Below are 17289 nucleotides of genomic sequence, written 5' to 3'. Positions count from 1 at the left end.
CTCAGCGATCGGTGTCGACGATGTCGACTCGCATCCCCTTGCCGCCGATGCCGGCGACGAGGGTCCGCAGTGCGGTGGCCGTACGGCCGTTGCGGCCGATGACCTTGCCGAGATCCTCGGGGTTCACGTGAACCTCGACGAGGCGTCCCCGGCGACCGGTCACGAGGTCGACGCAGACGTCGTCGGGATTGGCGACGATGCCGCGCACCAGGTGCTCGACGGCGTCGGCGACAACTGCACTCACGCGCCGGCCTCGGCGGCGGGTGCTTCCTCGGCGGCCGGGGCGTCGGCGGCGGCCTCGTCGTCCTTCTTGGCGGCCTTCTTCTTCGGGGTGGTGGCCTCGGCGACCGGCTCGCTGTCGGCAGCCGCGAGTGCGGCGTTGAACAGGTCCAGCTTGGACGGCTTGGCCTCGGCGGTCTTCAGGGTGCCCTCGGCGCCCGGCAGGCCCTTGAACTTCTGCCAGTCACCGGTGACCTTGAGGATCGCGGCGACGGGTTCGGTCGGCTGCGCACCGACACCCAGCCAGTACTGCGCGCGCTCGGAGTCGACCTCGATCAGGCTCGGCTCTTCCTTGGGGTGGTACTTGCCGATGGTCTCGATCACCCGGCCGTTGCGGCGGGTCCGAGCGTCGGCGACGACGATGCGGTACTGCGGGTTGCGGATCTTGCCGAGCCGCGTGAGCTTGATCTTGACAGCCATGTGTTGCCTCTTTCAGTGGTCACTGCGCAATTCAGCGGCCCGCCCGGTGTGACGGGCCCGGTTTTGCGATCTGTTCTGGTGTGACCGTCGGTCGGCGCGTGACCGGATCCGACGAACCAGCACGCAATTGTGCCAGATCGGGACCCTGCAACAGAAATCCGCCCCAGAAGCAGAATCCGACGCAGACGACCCGATCGGCGCCACCGTGTCGCGTCGGCATGTGGTCACCCACCCCGCGAAGGGAGACCACATGCCCACGACCCACCCCGAGAATGCGTCGCACAGAGAATGACGGCGATTGGGGCGACCGCCGGGTGCAACGTCACGGCTATCTTACCGACCAGTAAGTACGGGCCCCAAGACCTCTCCCAGTGGAATTGGTCACACGAGCGCCAGGCCCGAACAGACGACAGCGGTCGGATGGCGGAGAACGGCGAGGTCGTCGCACGGGTCCTCCGGCAGAACCAGGAAATCGGCTCGATCCCCGTCGCCCAGGGCGCCGGCACCCAGCCAGGCACGAGGGGCGGTGGTCGCGGCCGCCAGCGCGTCGGCGGGCCCCATGCCGACGGTGGCGAGGCGTTCGATCTCGTCGACGATGCGGCCGTGCTCGACGAACCCGCCCGCATCGGTGCCGGCGAACATCGTCACACCCGCCTCCCGGGCCGCGGCGAAGACGTCGGTGGCGGTCGCGTGCAGGGCACGCATGTGGGCGCCGTAGGTCGGGAAGCGGTCGGCTCCCGCGGCGATCTGCGGGAAGTTGTCCACCTGAATCAGCGTGGGCACCAGCGCAATTGAACGGTTCACCATCCGATCGAGGAGGTCGGGGGTGAGACCGGTGCCGTGTTCGATGCAGTCCACGCCGACGTCGATGAGGTCGACGAGGGCGTCGGTGCCGAACACGTGTGCGGTGATGCGTGCGCCGTGTTCATGTGCGGTCGACACCGCAGCGGCGAGCTGATCGCGATCCCACAACGGCGCGAGGTCGCCGGCGTCGCGATCGATCCAGTCCCCGACCAGCTTCACCCAGCCGTCCCCCGCCTGCGCCTGCCGGGCGACCTCGGCGGGCAGGTCGTCGGGGTCGTCGAGGTCGACGCCGTAGTCGCGCAGGTATCGCTTGGGCCGCGCGATGTGCTTGCCGGAACGAATGAACCGCGGACACGCCGGGTCGTCGTCGAGTGCATGGGTGTCCAGCGGCGAGCCGACCTCGCGGATGAGCAGGGTGCCGGCCCGTGCATCGGCGTAGGCGTATTGGCGGGCCTGTTCGATGGTGACGCCGAGACCCGGTGCGATGCCGACGTGGTTGTGCGCGTCGACCAGACCGGGGACGATCCATCCGCCGTCGGCAACCGTGTCCGAGCCGGGCACCTCGCTGTGGGTGATGGTGTCGCCGACCACCCAGAATTCGATCGGTTCCCCGGTGAAGGGGTCCCGTCCGCGGTAGTGCCCGGGCGACGCCATCGTCGGGCTATTTCTTCTTGGGCTGCTGGAACTGGGAGACGTCGATGCCTTCGAGTCCGGGCGGCAACTGATCGAGACCCGCGGGCATTCCCGACAGGTCCGGGAATCCACCCGGCATGCCCGGGAACCCGCCACGCACCTTCGGCGGCGTCGGGCCGCGGCCCTTCCCCTTCTTGCCCTTGCCCTTCTTGCGGTTGGACTTGCGGCCCACACCGCCCATGCCCATGCGCCCCGACATCTGGGCCATCATCTTGCGGGCCTCGAAGAAGCGGTCGACGAGCTGGTTGACCTCGCTGACGGTCACGCCGGAGCCGTTGGCGATGCGCAGGCGCCGGGAGGCGTTGATGATCTTGGGATTGTCGCGTTCGGCGGGGGTCATGCCCCGGATGATCGCCTGCACGCGGTCGAGCTGTTTGTCGTCGACCTGCGCGAGCGCATCCTTCATCTGCCCGGCACCCGGGAGCATTCCGAGGATGTTGCCGATGGGGCCCATCTTCCGGATCATCAGCATCTGCTCGAGGAAGTCCTCGAGGGTCAGCTCACCCTGCGAGATCTTGGCGGCGGCGGCCTCGGCCTGCTGGGCGTCCCAGTGCTGCTCGGCCTGCTCGATGAGGCTGAGCACATCGCCCATGCCGAGGATCCGGCTGGCCATCCGGTCGGGGTGGAAGACGTCGAAGTCCTCGAGCTTCTCGCCCGACGACGCGAACATGATGGGGCGTCCGGTCACCTCGCGCACCGAGAGGGCGGCACCACCACGGGCGTCGCCATCGAGCTTGGTGAGCACGACGCCGGTGAATCCGACACCGCTCTGGAAAGCCTCTGCGGTGGTCACCGCGTCCTGACCGATCATGGCGTCGACGACGAAGAGCACCTCGTCGGGACGCGTCGCATCGCGGATGTCGGCTGCCTGCCGCATCAGCTCTTCGTCGATGCCGAGACGGCCGGCGGTGTCGATGATCACCACGTCGTAGTGCTGCCTGCGGGCCTCCTCGACACCGGCCTGAGCGACCGCCACCGGGTCACCCGAGCTGACGCCGAGCGTGCCTTCGCCGCCGATGCTGGTGCCCGGATGTGGCGCGTAGACCGGCACCCCGGCACGTTCGCCGACGATCTGCAGCTGCGAGACCGCCCCCGGACGCTGCAGGTCACAGGCCACCAGGATCGGGGTGTGCCCCTGTTGGGTGAGCCAGTTGCCGAGCTTGCCGGCCAGTGTCGTCTTACCGGCACCCTGCAGGCCTGCAAGCATGATGACGGTCGGCGGCGTCTTGGCGTAGGTGACCCGCCGGGTCTCGCCGCCGAGGATCCCGATGAGTTCCTCGTTGACGATCTTGACGACCTGCTGAGCCGGATTGAGCGCCGCGGACACCTCCGCGCCCTTGGCACGTTCCTTGATCCGCGCGATGAAGGCACGCACCACCGGCAACGACACGTCCGCCTCGAGCAGCGCCAGACGGATCTCGCGACAGGTGCGGTCGATGTCGGCGTCGGACAGGCGTCCCTTGCCGCGCAGATCCTTGAGCGCACCGGTCAACCGATCGGAGAGGGAATCGAACATTCACCCATCTTCCCATGGCTGCCGGGCGTTCAGCTGATCGGCACTCCCGATCGGCCGGTGCCGCTGTAACTCTGCGGGCCACCGTCCTCGTCGTCCTCGTCACGCGGTTGCGGTGGCGGGCACACTGCGAGCACCGCGTCCGCCAGCGCCGTTCGGGACTCTTCGGTGTCGGTCGAGAGCCGCACGTTGAAGGTGTCCACCACAGTCGCACCGAGGGTCGCCACCTTTGCCCAGCGCACATCGGCCCCATGTTGTTCGAGGACCGCGCTCACCCGGCTCAGTAATCCGATGCGATCGTCGGTACGCACTTCGAGCATCGCCTCGCCGGCCGGCGCATCGACCCACGACACCCGGGGTGGTGCGACCGCGAACAGAGCAGGCACCGCGTTCTTGGAGTTGCCCGCACCCTCGCCGGCCGGGTCGGTGCTGCCCGACGACGCACCGACGGCGGCCCCGCCCGGACCCGCGGCGACGGTTCCGATGGTGGGGATCGGGGACTCCCGTTCGCGTGCGTCGAGCCGGGCCAGCACGTCGATCTTGCCCTCGACGGCAGCAATGAGCTGCTGCCGGATGAGGCCGGCCTCCGGCGGGGAGCCGAAAAGCGGCACCACCACGAACGTGTTGATCGCGCGACCGTCGTGTCCTTGGACCGTCGCCGAATGCGATCGGAGTCCGTTGAGTGCCAGCACGCCCGCCATCTTCGACAGGAGCCCCGGCTGATCCGGCGCCACCATCGCGATGTGGTGCGTGTGCCCCTCCGCCGGAACCAACTGCACTGCGAATTCGGCACTTTCGGCGAGTTCGAGCAATTCCGGGGTGAGCGGCTCGACGGTCGGGAGTTCACCGCCGTCGATCAACCGCATCGACCGCCGGACCAGGTCGTTGATCAGCGACGCCTTCCACTCCCCCCAGACGCCCGGTCCGGTCGCCTTGGAATCCGCTTCCGCCAACGCAGACAACAACTCCAAGAGCACGCGATTGTGTCCGAGGGTCTCGACCACTTGCTCGGCGGTCGCCGGATCATCGAGGTCACGGCGAGTGGCCACCGCCGGCAGCAGCAGATGATGGCGCACCATGGCGGAGAGGACCTCGACATCCTGCGGCCACAGCCCGACGCGGTTACCGACCTGGATCGCGAGTTCGGCTCCCACGATGCTGTGGTCGGCCCCGCGCCCCTTGCCGAGGTCGTGGATGAGCGCACCGAGCACCAACAGATCCGGGCGGGACACGCGCGTCGTCATCTGACTTGCGTACGCCGCCGTCTCCACGAGATGACGGTCCACCGTCCACGTGTGGATGGCGTCGCGCGGCGGAAGGTCGCGCACCGCACCCCATTCCGGCAACAACCTGCCCCACAGGCCGGTCCGGTCCAGTGCCTCGATCGGGTCGACCATGTGACTGCCGGAGCTGAGCAGCACCAACAGATCCGACAATGCCTCCGCAGGCCACGGTTCGCGCAGTTCGGGCGCGTAGTCGGCCAGGCGACTGAGCGTCGAGGCACTGATCGGCAGGCCGGTGCGCGCCGAGGAGGACGCCACACGCAGGATCAGGCCGGGGTCTTTGCTGGGAATAGCGTTGCGCGCCAACACGATCTCGCCGTTGTGCTCGACCACACCCTCGTCGAGGGGCCGGCGGATGGGTGATCGTCGAAGCTTCGCGAGTCCGCGCCGCGGGAGCGCATTACCGGCGGTACGTAGCCCGACATCGATCGAATAGCTGATGGTGCGCGCGGAATCGCTGATCACTCGGGCGAGGTCGAAGCGGTCGCCGATACGCAGCGCCGCTCCGATCTCGTCGGCGTCCTGCGCCTGGACCTGCTCGCGCGGGCGGCCGGCGATCCGATGCAGTTCGGTGCGGATGTCCAGCAACTTCGCGTACGCGAGCTGTGGCCCGGCGCCCGGCGAATCCGGACGCAGGCTCGCCATGCCGTCGGTGAGCTGGGCGATCGCCAGGGCACCGAGCAGCTGCACGTCACGCAACCCACCGCGACCGTTCTTGAGATCGGGTTCGGCCCGGTGAGCGATGTCCCCCGTCCGCCGCCACCGGTCCTGCGCTTGTTCGACCACGCCACCGAACCGATTGCGAATGTCATTGCGCCACTGCTGCCTTACTCCACCGATCAGGAGCGCGGACAGGTCCTCGTCGCCGGCGATGTGCCGGGCCTCGAGCAGACCGAGTGCGGCGGTGAGGTCGTCGGCGGCCACCTGGAGCGCCTGCGGCACCGTGCGAACGCTGTGGTCGAGCGGAATGTTGGCGTCCCACAACGGATACCAGAGTCCGTCGGCGACCTCGGAGACATCGGCGGACGCCTGGTCGTCGTGCAACAGGATGAGGTCGAGGTCCGAATGTGGCAGCAGCTCTCCACGGCCGAGCCCCCCGACGGCGACGATGGCGAAGCCGCTGTTGGACCGGATGCCGAGTTCGCTTGCCTTGCTGGTCAACCAGAATTCGTGCAGGTCCACCAGAACCTGCCGCAGGCCGGGGGCGTCGAGCTTGCCGGCCCGGCTCGACTCGATGAGTTGACGCCGCGTCTTGGCGAGATCCGTTGCCGCCACCGGGGTTACAGTGTGTGACGAACCACGCGGCCCCGCGCCTGACTCGTCGTCAGACGCGGGGCCGTGTGTCGTGTTGAGAAAGGGCACGGGCCCGCCGCTTCTAGAGAGCGTCGCCGCCGCGCTCACCGGTGCGGACGCGGACCACGGCCTCCACCGGGGAGACCCAGACCTTTCCGTCACCGATCTTGCCCGTCCGAGCCGCCTCGACGATCACGTCCACCACCTTGTCGACGGCGGCGTCGTCCACGACGACCTCCACGCGAACCTTGGGCACGAAATCGACCGAGTACTCGGCGCCGCGGTAGACCTCGGTGTGGCCCTTCTGGCGGCCGTAGCCCTGGACCTCACTGACGGTCATGCCGAGGATTCCGGCCTGTTCGAGTCCCGCCTTGACATCCTCGAGCGTGAACGGCTTGACGATTGCGGTGATCAGCTTCATGAGTTATCCCTCTCCATGGGTTTCAGCGTAGTCGCGAACGGTCGGTGCTTCATGCCAGTTCATACGCTGTCTCCGCATGTTCGGCCTCATCGATGCCGGTCTTCTCCTCTTCGTCGTCGACACGCCAGCCCAGCGGCTTGAGCGCGAAGGCGATGATTGCGGTGAGCACACCGGTGAAGGCCAGTGCGAAGGCGGCGATGACGACCTGGATAACGAGCTGCTTGTAATCGCCACCCCAGAAGAGACCGCCGATGCCGGCGTCATTGGGCACCGCGAACAGACCGATCGCAATGGTGCCCCACAGACCGGCAACGAGGTGCACACCGACGACGTCGAGCGAGTCGTCGTAGCCGAACTTGTTCTTCAGACCGATGGCAACCGCGGCCAGCGCGCCGGCGATGACACCCAGGATCAGCGAACCGACCGGGTTGAGCGCACCACAGGCGGGGGTGATCGCGACCAGACCGGCGACGATACCGGAGGCGGCACCGACGCTGGTGGCGTGCTTGTCGCGGATGACTTCCACCACGAGCCAGCCGATGATCGCTGCAGCGGTTGCGGCCGTGGTGTTGACCCACACCTTGCCCGCGGTCATGTCGGCGGCAAGTTCCGAACCGGAGTTGAAGCCGAACCAGCCGAACCACAGGATGGCCGCACCGAGCATGACGAACGGGATGTTGTGCGGACGGTAGGCGGTGCGACCGAAGCCGACACGCTTGCCGATGATGAGCACGAGGACCAGGGCCGCGATACCGGCGTTGATGTGCACGACCGTACCACCCGCGAAGTCGATCGGCGGAACCTTGGCGACCATCTCGCCGTCGACCTCTTCGGTACCGAAGATCCACGATGCGAACCCGGTCTCGGACTTCGACATCAGACCGCCGCCCCAGACCATGTGCGAGAGCGGGAAGTACACGATCGTCGACCAGATGACGGTGAAGACCAGCCAGGTCGAGAACTTCACACGCTCGGCCAGCGCACCACTGATGAGGGCGACGGTGATGACCGCGAAGGTCAACTGGAAGCCAAGGAACACGAACGACGGGATCGACAACCCTCCGGTGACGACCGCGTCGAAACTCTCTTGAGTCTGCTCGTTGTAGCCCGGGATTGTGTCGGCGAGCTGACCGGATCCGAACAGCGAGAACGGATTCGCGAAGATACCCCAGATGTCGTCATCACCCGTGATGCCGTCGCTGAACGCCATCGAGAAGCCCCAGAGGACGTACACGACGCTGACGGTGGCCAGCGACCCGAACGACATCATCATCATGTTCAGCACCGATTTGCCACGAGCCAGGCCGCCGTAGAAGAAGGCGAGACCGGGGGTCATGAACAACACCAGTGCAGCGGACACGATCATGAAGGCCGTGTCGCCTGTGTCAATACTGCCGAACGCGTCGTTTGGCAGGAGAGCCAAATCCACTGTAAGAAACCTCCTCAGAGTGCGCCGACCGCTCGGCGCCTCCAAAGAGACTCGCGGCACACGGTTTCAGCAGTGGTGCCCTGGTGTTTCCACCACGTGAACCAGTGGCCGATTTATATTTCCTGCACGTAACGTCCCAGGTCGCTTCCTGGGCGAGCTCTCAGGCTTGTCGAAGCAATTGTGAGCGCTGATTCGTCATCGCGAAAGGCGTTGTCGGCTACAGCAAATCGATCCGTAGGCGGAAATGTCAGAGCAGCGCGTCGACGAATGCTTCCGGTTCGAACGGCGCGAGGTCGTCGGCGCCCTCGCCGAGTCCTACAAGCTTGACCGGCACACCGAGCTCCTTCTGGACGTGGAAGACGATGCCGCCCTTGGCGGTTCCGTCGAGTTTGGTCAGCACCACGCCGGTGATGTCGACCACCTCGGCGAACACTCGCGCCTGGGTGAGGCCGTTTTGGCCGACCGTGGCGTCGAGGACGAGCAGCACCTCGTCCACCGGCGCCTTCTTCTCGACCACGCGCTTGACCTTGCCGAGCTCGTCCATCAGCCCGGTCTTGGTGTGCAGACGCCCGGCGGTGTCGATCATCACGACGTCGACGCCGGTGTCGATCCCGCGGTCGACGGCGTCGAAGGCCACCGCTGCCGGATCGGCCTTCTCCTTGCCCCGGACCACCTCTGCGCCGACTCGTTCGCCCCAGGTCTGCAGTTGGTCGGCGGCTGCGGCACGGAAGGTGTCGGCGGCACCGAGCAGCACCCGGCGGCCGTCGGCCACCAGGACGCGCGCGAGTTTGCCGGTGGTGGTGGTCTTACCGGTCCCGTTCACACCCACGACGAGGACCACCGCCGGGCTGCCGGCGTGCGGGAGGGCACGCACCGAGCGGTCCAGGTCGGGCCGGAGTGCGTCGACCAGGACGCGCTTGAGCAGCGCGCGGGCCTCGTCGGCCGTGCGGATGTTGCTGGTGGCCAACTCCTCGCGGAGTCGTTCGACCACTTCGGCGGTGGTTGCGGACCCGAGGTCGGCCATCACCAGGGTGTCCTCGATGTCCTCCCAGCTCTCGTCGTCGAGGTCACCGGCACCGAGCAGACCGAGGACGCCCTTGCCGATGGCGCCTTGCGACCGCGACAGCCGGCCCCGGAGGCGACCGAGCCGGCCCGCGGTGGGTTCGATCTCGTCGAGGGCCGGTGCGGTCGCCGCCGACTCGGCCGTGTCGGGGATCGCCGTTGCAGCCGTATCGGATTCAACCGCTTCGGGTGCAGCCGTCTCCGGTTCGGCTGTGTCAGGTTCGGTCGTATCGGGTTCGACGACCTCGGGGACAGCTTCCTCGGTGTCGGTGACATCCGGCTCGACAACTTCGGGCTCGACAACGTCGGGCTCGGCAACGTCAGGCTCGACAGTCTCCGGTGTCGGCGCCTGCGCGGGTGTGTCGAGATCGGGCAGTCGTACCTCGTGGATTCCGCGTTTGGCCGAATCCCGCGGCACCGAGGCGTCGTCGCCCACGCCCGGCTGACCGTCGACCTCGGTGCGCTCGACCGGCTCGGGCGGTTCCGCCAGTGCGGTGGTTCCCCCGGACCCCTGACTGAAGCTGAATCCCGATCCGGCGGTGTAGCCACCGGATTTGTCGACCTGACGGGAGGTGCCGTCGGTGACCGGCTTACTGGTGTCGTCGGTCAGCGAGATCCGGCGTCGACGCGCCAGCACGAGCCCCAGCGTGATCAGCGCGATGAGCGCGATCACGGCCACGACGATGCCGATGATGATTCCGGTGTCCAAAGTTCGTCCTGTCCTCGTCTTGTCCGGGGTTCGATGGCTGCTCGGTGGCTAGCCCGAACCCACTGCGATGTCCACGCCGCGCAGACGCTGCGAGATGACGGTCGTGATGCCGTCGCCTCGCATGCTGACGCCGTAGAGCGCGTCGGCCACTTCCATGGTGGGCTTCTGGTGGGTGATGACGATCAGCTGCGACCGCTCACGCAGTTGCTCGAACAGGCTGATCAGCCGTCGCAGGTTGGTGTCGTCGAGGGCGGCCTCGACCTCGTCCATCACGTAGAACGGCGACGGCCGCGCGCGGAAGATGGCCACCAGCATGGCCACCGCGGTGAGCGATTTCTCGCCGCCCGACAGCAACGACAGCCGTTTGACCTTCTTGCCGGGCGGTCGCGCCTCGACCTCGATCCCGGTCGTGAGCATGTCGGCAGGGTCGGTGAGCACGAGGCGACCCTCGCCGCCCGGGAACAGGGTGGCGAAGACCTGCGAGAACTCGCGCTCGACGTCGGCGTAGGCCTCGGTGAACACCTGCAGGATGCGTGCGTCGACTTCCTCGACCACTTCGAGGAGATCCCTGCGGGCCGCTTTCACGTCCTCGAGCTGCGCAGAAAGGAAGTTGTAGCGTTCTTCCAGCGCGGCGAACTCCTCGAGCGCCAGCGGGTTCACCTTGCCGAGCGTGTTCAGATCCTTCTGCGCCTTCTTGGCCCGCGCCTCCTGAGTTGCCCGGTCGTAGCGCATCGGCGCCGGTGCAACCACCTGTTCGCCGCGCGCCTTGGCGTCCTCGTACTCCTGGACCTCCAGGGCAGACGGCGGCATTGCGACGTCGGGTCCGTACTCGGCGATCAGGTCATCAGGGGCGACGGCAAAGGATTCCAGGATCTGTTCCTCGAGCTGCTCGATGCGCAGCGCGACCTGGGCACGGGCGAGTTCGTCGCGGTGCACGGTGTCGCGCAATGCGTTGAGCTGCCCGGTGAGGTCGGCGGCCTGACGCTTGAGTTCATCGAGTGCGGCACCGCGAGCCACGCGGATCTCCTCGAGTTCGTCGCGTCCGGCCTGCGCGGTCGCGACCGCGGCAGCCAATCGCGCGGAGACCTCGGCGCCGGCCGTACCGACCGCGGCCGCGACCGCAGCAGCGTGCCGACGAATGAGGTCCTGCTGCCTGGCCCGCTCACGGGCGTCGCGTTCCCGCTGCGCAGCGCGGCGCAACGAGTCGGCCCGCCCGCGCACCGAGGCGAGACGTTCCTCCGCTGTCCGCAGCGCGAGCCGGGCCTCCATCTCGGCACTCCGGGCCACGGTGACGGCCTCGGCAGCCACGCTCCGATCCGAATCGTCGACGTCGCCCTCCGACGGAACCGATTCGGTCTCGTCCTGCGCCAGCCGAAGACGCTCGGTCAGCTCGTCGAGCCGCTCGAGGGTTTCCGACCGCCCGTCCTCGGCCGTGGCGCGCTGCCGGAGCAGCCGCTCGATCTCGGCGTGTGCGGTGCGGATCTCCTGACCGAGCCGGGCCATCGACTCGTAGGCGCCACCGACACTCGCATCGGATTCGTGCAGGGCGGCGAGCGCCTCCTCGGCCGCCTCGCGCCGTTCACGCTGTTCGGTGAGTGCGCCGTCGAGCGCTGCTTCGACCTCCTCGGCGCGACGACGGGTGGCCGCCAGATCGCCGGTCGCGAGGTCGATCGCCGATTGCACCTCGAGCGTCGACGGACGCCGCGAGGAGCCCCCGACGATGGCCGCCGAGCCGATTCGGTCACCGTCGCGGGTCACGGCGACAATTCCCCGTTCGCGGGCCACCGCAAGCCCCAGGGCCGCGTCGTCGACGACGACGGTGTCGGCGAGAATCAGCTCGACTGCCCCGCGAACCGAGTCTGGGCACGCGGTCACCGACGACGCCCAACGCACCCCGTCGGGCAACGGATCACTGCGACGCGGCGACGCCGACAGTCCGCCGCAGATGAGGGCGGCACGACCACCATCTCCCGACTTGAGCGCCTCGAGGGCGCGCAGCGCAGCCATCGCGTCAACGGTCGCTATCGCATCCGCCGCGGGGCCCAGGGCGCCGGCGATCGCGGTCTCGTAGCCGGACTCGACCGTCAGCAACTCCGACATCGGGCCGAGCAGGCCGTCCGGCGCGTTCTCGACAAGCCAGGTGCCACCGTCGTTGCGTTCGAGCCCGACGGCGAGGGCATCGATCCGAGCGGTCAGCGAGGCGATCTTCTGCTCGCCCTCTCGTTGCTCGTTCTGCAGTGCGGCGACCCGCTCGTTCGACAGGTTCAGCGCGGTCACGCAGCGTTCGTGATGCTCGTCGAGGGCTCGTTCCGACGCTTCCAGCTCACCAAGGGCCGCGGCGGCCGAATCCTGTTGCGACTGAGCGGCTTCGGCGCGTTCGGTGGCCGCCGACACCGCGGCCGTGAGACGGGCGGCCTCGGCATCCACCGACTCGGCGCGGGTCCGCAGGTTGTCGACCTGACCCTCGAGGCGAGCTAGCCCCTCCCGCCGATCCGCGATTGCCCGTACGGCCGCCAGGTGAGCAGCTTCGGCCGCCTGCGCGACGGCCTCCCGCTCGGCGAGTTCCTCGCGGGTCACCTCGAGAGTCTCCGCGGCGATCTGCACGCCCTCGGTCAGTTCCGCCTCGGCCGCGGCCGCCTCGTCGGCCTGCCGCTCGAGCGCGTCGGGGTCGGGCCCACCCGACTCGTTCACCGGTTCGCGCAGATAGCGGCTGCGTTCCGCGGCGACCCGGCACGTCGCGTCGACACGTTCGGCCAGCGCTGACAGGCGGAACCACGCCTGATTGGCCGCCGACGCCGCCGGAGTCACCTCGGCGAGATGCTGCTCATGCTCGGCGACCTCGGCGGTCATCCGGTCCAGCGCCTCGGTCACCTCGTCCTGTTTGCGCCGCACCTCGTCCTCGACGGCGCTCTGCTCGGCCATCTCGGCGCGTCGGGTGACCAGATCGTCGGCGGCCAGCCGCAGCCGGGCGTCGCGCAGGTCGGCCTGGACGGTCTGGGCCCGCCGGGCGACCTCGGCCTGGCGCCCCAACGGCTTGAGCTGGCGACGCAGTTCGGCGGTGAGATCGGTCAGCCGCGCCAGGTTGGCCTGCATGGCGTCGAGCTTGCGTACCGCCTTCTCTTTGCGCTTGCGATGCTTGAGAACCCCGGCGGCCTCCTCGATGAACGCCCGCCGGTCTTCGGGCCGCGACTCGAGGATTGCGGCGAGGCGACCCTGCCCGACGATGACGTGCATCTCTCGCCCGATACCGGAGTCCGACAACAGCTCCTGCACGTCCATCAGTCGGCACGAGCTCCCGTTGATCTCGTACTCCCCGGCCCCGTCGCGGAACATCCGCCGCGTGATGGAGACCTCGGAGTACTCGATCGGCAGTGCACCGTCGGCGTTGTCGATGGTCAGCGTCACCTCTGCCCGGCCCAGCGGGGGACGACCGGAGGTGCCGGCGAAGATGACGTCTTCCATCTTCCCGCCGCGCAGCGCCTTGGCGCCCTGCTCGCCCATCACCCAGGTCAGAGCGTCGACGACGTTGGATTTACCCGATCCGTTGGGCCCGACGACGCACGTGATTCCCGGCTCGAAGCGCAGGGTCGTCGCCGAGGCAAACGACTTGAAGCCCTTCAGGGTCAGGCTCTTGAGGTGCACGACCGTACAGACTACTCACCATCGCGATCCGGATCCGCGTCGCACGCCGTCACCGCTCGGCGAAACCGTCCAGATCACCCCGCGGGATGTCGAGGCGATCAACCACCAACGACACCCGGCCGGGCGTCTGCCCGGACCGCAGCAAGTCCACCAAGGCCGCCACGTCGCGTCGCGTGCCCTCGGCCACCACCAGCACTCGGCCGTCGGGCTGATTGGACGCGTAGCCGGCCAGACCCAGTTCCAAGGCCCGCGAGCGGGTCCACCACCGAAACCCGACACCCTGCACGCGTCCGTGGACATGCGCGATCAACCGCACCTGCTGGTCGGGATCGGGCGGATCGTGCTCGGCGTGTCGCTTGTCGGACATGGGAGCAAGTCTGCTCCTCCATCCGTACCGATCGGCGTATTTCGGCTCCGGCGATGTCAGTCGGTGTCGATCCGCAGCTGCACCTGCGCGCCGGCCTTGATGGTGCGACCCACCGTGCACACGGCGTCGACGGCGCGCTCGACCACCACCAGGAGCCGTTGTGCAGCTTCGGGATCCAGTTCCGAGAGGTCGATCTCGAGCGTCTCGTCGAGTCGCGGGTACACCTCGTTCTCGCGGTCGGCGGCACCCGAGACCCGAATTGTCGCGTCGTAGTCGTCGCCGAGCCGCCGGGTGAGCGGACGATCCGACGACATCCCGGTGCATGCGGCCAACGCGATCTTGAGCAGCTCCCCGGGGGTGAACACACCCTCGACGTCTTCGGAGCCGACGAGTACCGTCGCGCCGCGCGAGCTGTGTCCGGTGTAACGTCGCACGCCCGTTCGCTGCACCCACAATTCCGTCATGGTCGTCAAGCGTCCTCTCGCGTCAGGTGATTCGCGGACCGGCGTTTGCTGCCGCACCGCGCGGACAATACCAAGGGCTTGGGCACCTCGACCATTCCTCGCAGTCACCGGTTTTGTTCAGCGACCCACCCGCCGACGCCGTCGGCGATCGGGGAGGCGGCAAGAGAGTGGCCTCGTCCCGGAAACCGCCCTTGTGGCAAGAAACCTCACGTGCGGCCAGAAACCGCTGGTGCGCGTCGGGTTTCTGACCGGACACGCGGTTTCTGGGTTCGCGACACGCCGACGCGCACCCGACGAGGGTGCTCGTCCGACCTGGGGGCCGCACAGAAAATAGGGGAAGAAACTTCTTCCCCTATCCTTGGAGTCGTCCCCACAAAATTTCGCGGGGACGACTTGGAACTTAGGGGAGGAAGTTCTTCCCCTAGATTTTTTTCGGCACGAAGCAAGCGTATTTGCGCAGGTCAGCGGGATTGGTCACCGAACTCTTCGATTCAGCGTCGCCGCTGGCAGTACGGGCAGAAGTGGCTCGAGCGGTTCATGAATGTCTCCCGCTGGATCGGGCGGCCGCACCGCGGGCACGGCTGCCCTTCGTGGCCATAGACATTCAGGTTTCGCGCGAAGTACCCGGACTGGCCGTTCACGTTGACGTAGAGCGCGTCGAAGGAGGTACCGCCGACCTCCAGCGCCTCCGCCATCACGTCAGACACCGCGGTGAGCAACTCGGTGAGCTTGGCGCGACTGATCCCGTCCGCGATCCGGCTGCCGTGCAACCTGGCCCGCCACAACGCTTCGTCGGCGTAGATGTTACCGACACCGGAGATCACCGTCTGGTCGAGCAGCACGCGCTTGATCTCGCTGTGCTTGGTGCGGATCACCGCGATCACCGCCGCCGGGTCGAATCGGTCGTCGAACGGGTCGCGGGCGATGTGCGCGATCGACTCAGGGATCGAATCATGCTGTCCGGCAGCATCTTCAGTGTGGCCGCCGGGAGCGAAGCGAGCGGGGCCAGTGTCGCCGACATAGTCGTCGACGTGCCAGCCGCCGAACGTGCGCTGGTCCACGAACCGAAGCTCGTTTCCGTCGTCGAGTGCGGCGCGGATACGCAGATGTGTGTGGTCTGGGGCACCGGCCCGAGCGATGAGCATCTGCCCGCTCATACCGAGGTGAACCACCACGGCCGCGCGGTCGTCTCCCCGGCCGACGTCGAGCCACATGTACTTGCCCCGACGTCGGACTCCGAGCACCTCGGCATCGCGCAGGCGTCCCGTGAGATCGAGATCGCCGGCGACATGGCGACGGGCCGCTCGCGGATGCAGAACCTCCGTCGTGCGCAGGCGACGTCCCACGAGATGTGCTTCCAGGCCACGACGAACAGTCTCGACCTCCGGCAGTTCAGGCATCGCGTCGCTGAGATGCGTCGCGGGTCACGACGCGGACGCTCGTTCCGTCAGCGCCTTCCACGCGCGTGCGGCGGCGCGTTGCTCGGCTTCTTTCTTGGTGCGCCCGATCCCGTCGCCCAGGTTCTCCCCCGCGATCATCGCGACCGCGGTGAACTCTTTGTTGTGGTCGGGACCGGTGGAGCTGATCTGATACTGCGGGGGTCCGTACCCGCGCTCGGCGCTCAGTTCTTGCAACGACGTCTTCCAGTCGAGTCCGGCGCCCAGCGTGCCCGCACGGTCGATGAGGTCGTCGAACAGGCGCAGGATCACCCGCTGCGAGGTGGCGAGGTCGTGTTCGAGGAACACCGCGCCGAATAGCGATTCCAGACCGTCGGCCAGGATCGAGTCCTTGTCGCGCCCGCCGGTGAGTTCCTCACCGCGGCCCAGGTAGAGGTGTTGTCCGAGACCGCCCTCACCGAGTCCTCGGGCCACGTCGGCCAGGGCGTGCATGTTGACCACGCTGGCCCGGATCTTGGCGAGTTCGCCCTCCGGGCGGTCGGGATAGCTGAGATAGAGACGCTCGGTGATCACCACTCCGAGCACGGAATCGCCGAGGAACTCGAGTCGCTCGTTGGTCGGCAGGCCGCCGTTCTCGTAAGCGTAGGAACGATGCGTCAGAGCCAGGGTCAGCAGATCGTCGGACACCGTGGTGTCCAGCGACGTCAGCAGATCCGCGTACCGCGATCCGTCGCCCGGCACGGCGTCAGTCACCGTCACTCCCCGAGCCGGGTGTGCTGTCGCCGACGTCCGGACCATCGCTGAGGTCGCCGAACTTGTCGGCCAATCCGGCCCATCGGGGATCGATGATCTCGTGTCCATGACCTGGTTCGGCGATGGCCAGGCGCACGCCGCACACCGGGCAGAGCCCGGGACAGTCGTCCGAGCACAGCGGCGACATCGGCAACTCCAGTGCGACCGCGTCGATGATGGATTGTTCGAGATCGATGTGGTCGTCGACGATCCGGTGGATGTCGTCGGCATCGGTGGTCTGCTCGGTTGCGCTGTCGGGATAGGCGAACAGTTCGGTCAGGAACACCGTCACCGTGCCGTCGAGCGGCTCGAGGCACCGAGCACACTGACCGACCGTCTCGCCGCACACCGTGCCGGTGACGAGCACCCCTTCGGTCACCGATTCCAGCCGGAGGTCGAGGTCGACCTCGGAATCGGCGGGAATGGCGACCATCTCGACCCCGATTCGGTCGGGCGTGGTCACTGTCCGATGGATCTCCGACATGGTGCCGGCTCGACGTCCGAGTGTCCGGACATCGAGCACGAACGGGCCCGGACGCGACCCCGGGCCGCCTGCACGCGATGTCTTCGAAGCGCCCGAGCCGGGCGTAGCCCCAGGTGTCACAGCGTAGCCCCAGGTGTCACAGCATGTTCAGCCACAGTTGCACGATACGCCCGGGTCCGGTGATTGATCGAACGGCCCGCGCGTGGTGTCGATGCACTCCCATGACACCACGCGCGC

The 17289-nt window shown here is 67.7% G+C and carries 15 protein-coding genes; all 15 read right to left on the bottom strand.

Annotation, left to right across the window (positions count from 1 at the left end; all coding sequences use genetic code 11):
* Position 1: 1 nt before the first annotated feature.
* On the bottom strand, positions 2-244 hold the full coding sequence (locus ACWDTF_RS15030; protein WP_355279279.1) for an RNA-binding protein: 243 nt from the start codon (positions 242-244) through the stop codon (positions 2-4).
* Positions 241-699, bottom strand: a complete 459-nt coding sequence (gene rpsP / locus ACWDTF_RS15025) for a 30S ribosomal protein S16 (protein WP_355279276.1) — start codon at positions 697-699, stop codon at positions 241-243. Before rpsP ends, ACWDTF_RS15030 begins: the two co-directional genes overlap by 4 nt.
* 31 nt (positions 700-730) lie before the next feature.
* The gene (locus ACWDTF_RS15020; protein WP_240862593.1) at positions 731-919 is read right to left on the bottom strand and encodes a hypothetical protein; all 189 of its coding nucleotides are present in this window, start codon (positions 917-919) and stop codon (positions 731-733) included.
* Positions 920-1080: 161 nt separating this feature from the next.
* Positions 1081-2157, bottom strand: a complete 1077-nt coding sequence (locus tag ACWDTF_RS15015) for an amidohydrolase family protein (protein ID WP_240862591.1) — start codon at positions 2155-2157, stop codon at positions 1081-1083.
* A 7-nt stretch (positions 2158-2164) separates the two neighbouring features.
* Positions 2165-3712, bottom strand: coding sequence for a signal recognition particle protein (gene ffh / locus ACWDTF_RS15010; protein WP_355279273.1), 1548 nt, complete (start codon positions 3710-3712; stop codon positions 2165-2167).
* A gap of 29 nt (positions 3713-3741) precedes the next feature.
* A complete protein-coding gene (locus ACWDTF_RS15005; protein WP_240862587.1) occupies positions 3742-6354 on the bottom strand; it encodes a [protein-PII] uridylyltransferase in 2613 nt (870 codons plus the stop codon).
* Between the two features lie 13 nt (positions 6355-6367).
* Positions 6368-6706 (bottom strand): P-II family nitrogen regulator, encoded by a 339-nt coding sequence (locus ACWDTF_RS15000; RefSeq protein WP_240862585.1) that lies wholly within the window; start codon positions 6704-6706, stop codon positions 6368-6370.
* A gap of 49 nt (positions 6707-6755) precedes the next feature.
* A complete protein-coding gene (locus ACWDTF_RS14995; protein ID WP_355279270.1) occupies positions 6756-8135 on the bottom strand; it encodes an ammonium transporter in 1380 nt (459 codons plus the stop codon).
* 247 nt (positions 8136-8382) lie between these two features.
* Positions 8383-9906 (bottom strand): signal recognition particle-docking protein FtsY, encoded by a 1524-nt coding sequence (ftsY, locus tag ACWDTF_RS14990; protein ID WP_240862581.1) that lies wholly within the window; start codon positions 9904-9906, stop codon positions 8383-8385.
* A 48-nt stretch (positions 9907-9954) separates the two neighbouring features.
* Positions 9955-13548 carry a chromosome segregation protein SMC gene (gene smc / locus ACWDTF_RS14985; protein WP_433259084.1) on the bottom strand — a complete coding sequence of 1198 codons (3594 nt, stop codon included), beginning with the start codon at positions 13546-13548 and terminating at the stop codon, positions 9955-9957.
* 49 nt (positions 13549-13597) lie between these two features.
* The gene (locus tag ACWDTF_RS14980) at positions 13598-13915 is read right to left on the bottom strand and encodes an acylphosphatase (RefSeq protein WP_240862576.1); all 318 of its coding nucleotides are present in this window, start codon (positions 13913-13915) and stop codon (positions 13598-13600) included.
* Between the two features lie 56 nt (positions 13916-13971).
* The gene (locus ACWDTF_RS14975; RefSeq protein WP_240862574.1) at positions 13972-14379 is read right to left on the bottom strand and encodes an OsmC family protein; all 408 of its coding nucleotides are present in this window, start codon (positions 14377-14379) and stop codon (positions 13972-13974) included.
* Between the two features lie 491 nt (positions 14380-14870).
* Positions 14871-15779: a bifunctional DNA-formamidopyrimidine glycosylase/DNA-(apurinic or apyrimidinic site) lyase gene (gene mutM / locus ACWDTF_RS14970; protein WP_355277240.1), complete on the bottom strand. Its 909-nt coding sequence runs from the start codon at positions 15777-15779 to the stop codon at positions 14871-14873.
* A 24-nt stretch (positions 15780-15803) separates the two neighbouring features.
* Positions 15804-16529 carry a ribonuclease III gene (rnc, locus tag ACWDTF_RS14965; protein ID WP_240859929.1) on the bottom strand — a complete coding sequence of 242 codons (726 nt, stop codon included), beginning with the start codon at positions 16527-16529 and terminating at the stop codon, positions 15804-15806.
* The gene (locus tag ACWDTF_RS14960) at positions 16522-17172 is read right to left on the bottom strand and encodes a YceD family protein (RefSeq protein ID WP_433259079.1); all 651 of its coding nucleotides are present in this window, start codon (positions 17170-17172) and stop codon (positions 16522-16524) included. Before ACWDTF_RS14960 ends, rnc begins: the two co-directional genes overlap by 8 nt.
* Between the last annotated feature and the right edge of the window lie 117 nt (positions 17173-17289).

The sequence above is a fragment of the Gordonia sp. NPDC003422 genome (assembly GCF_053588675.1).
This window is presented reverse-complemented; position numbering and strand designations above follow the sequence as displayed.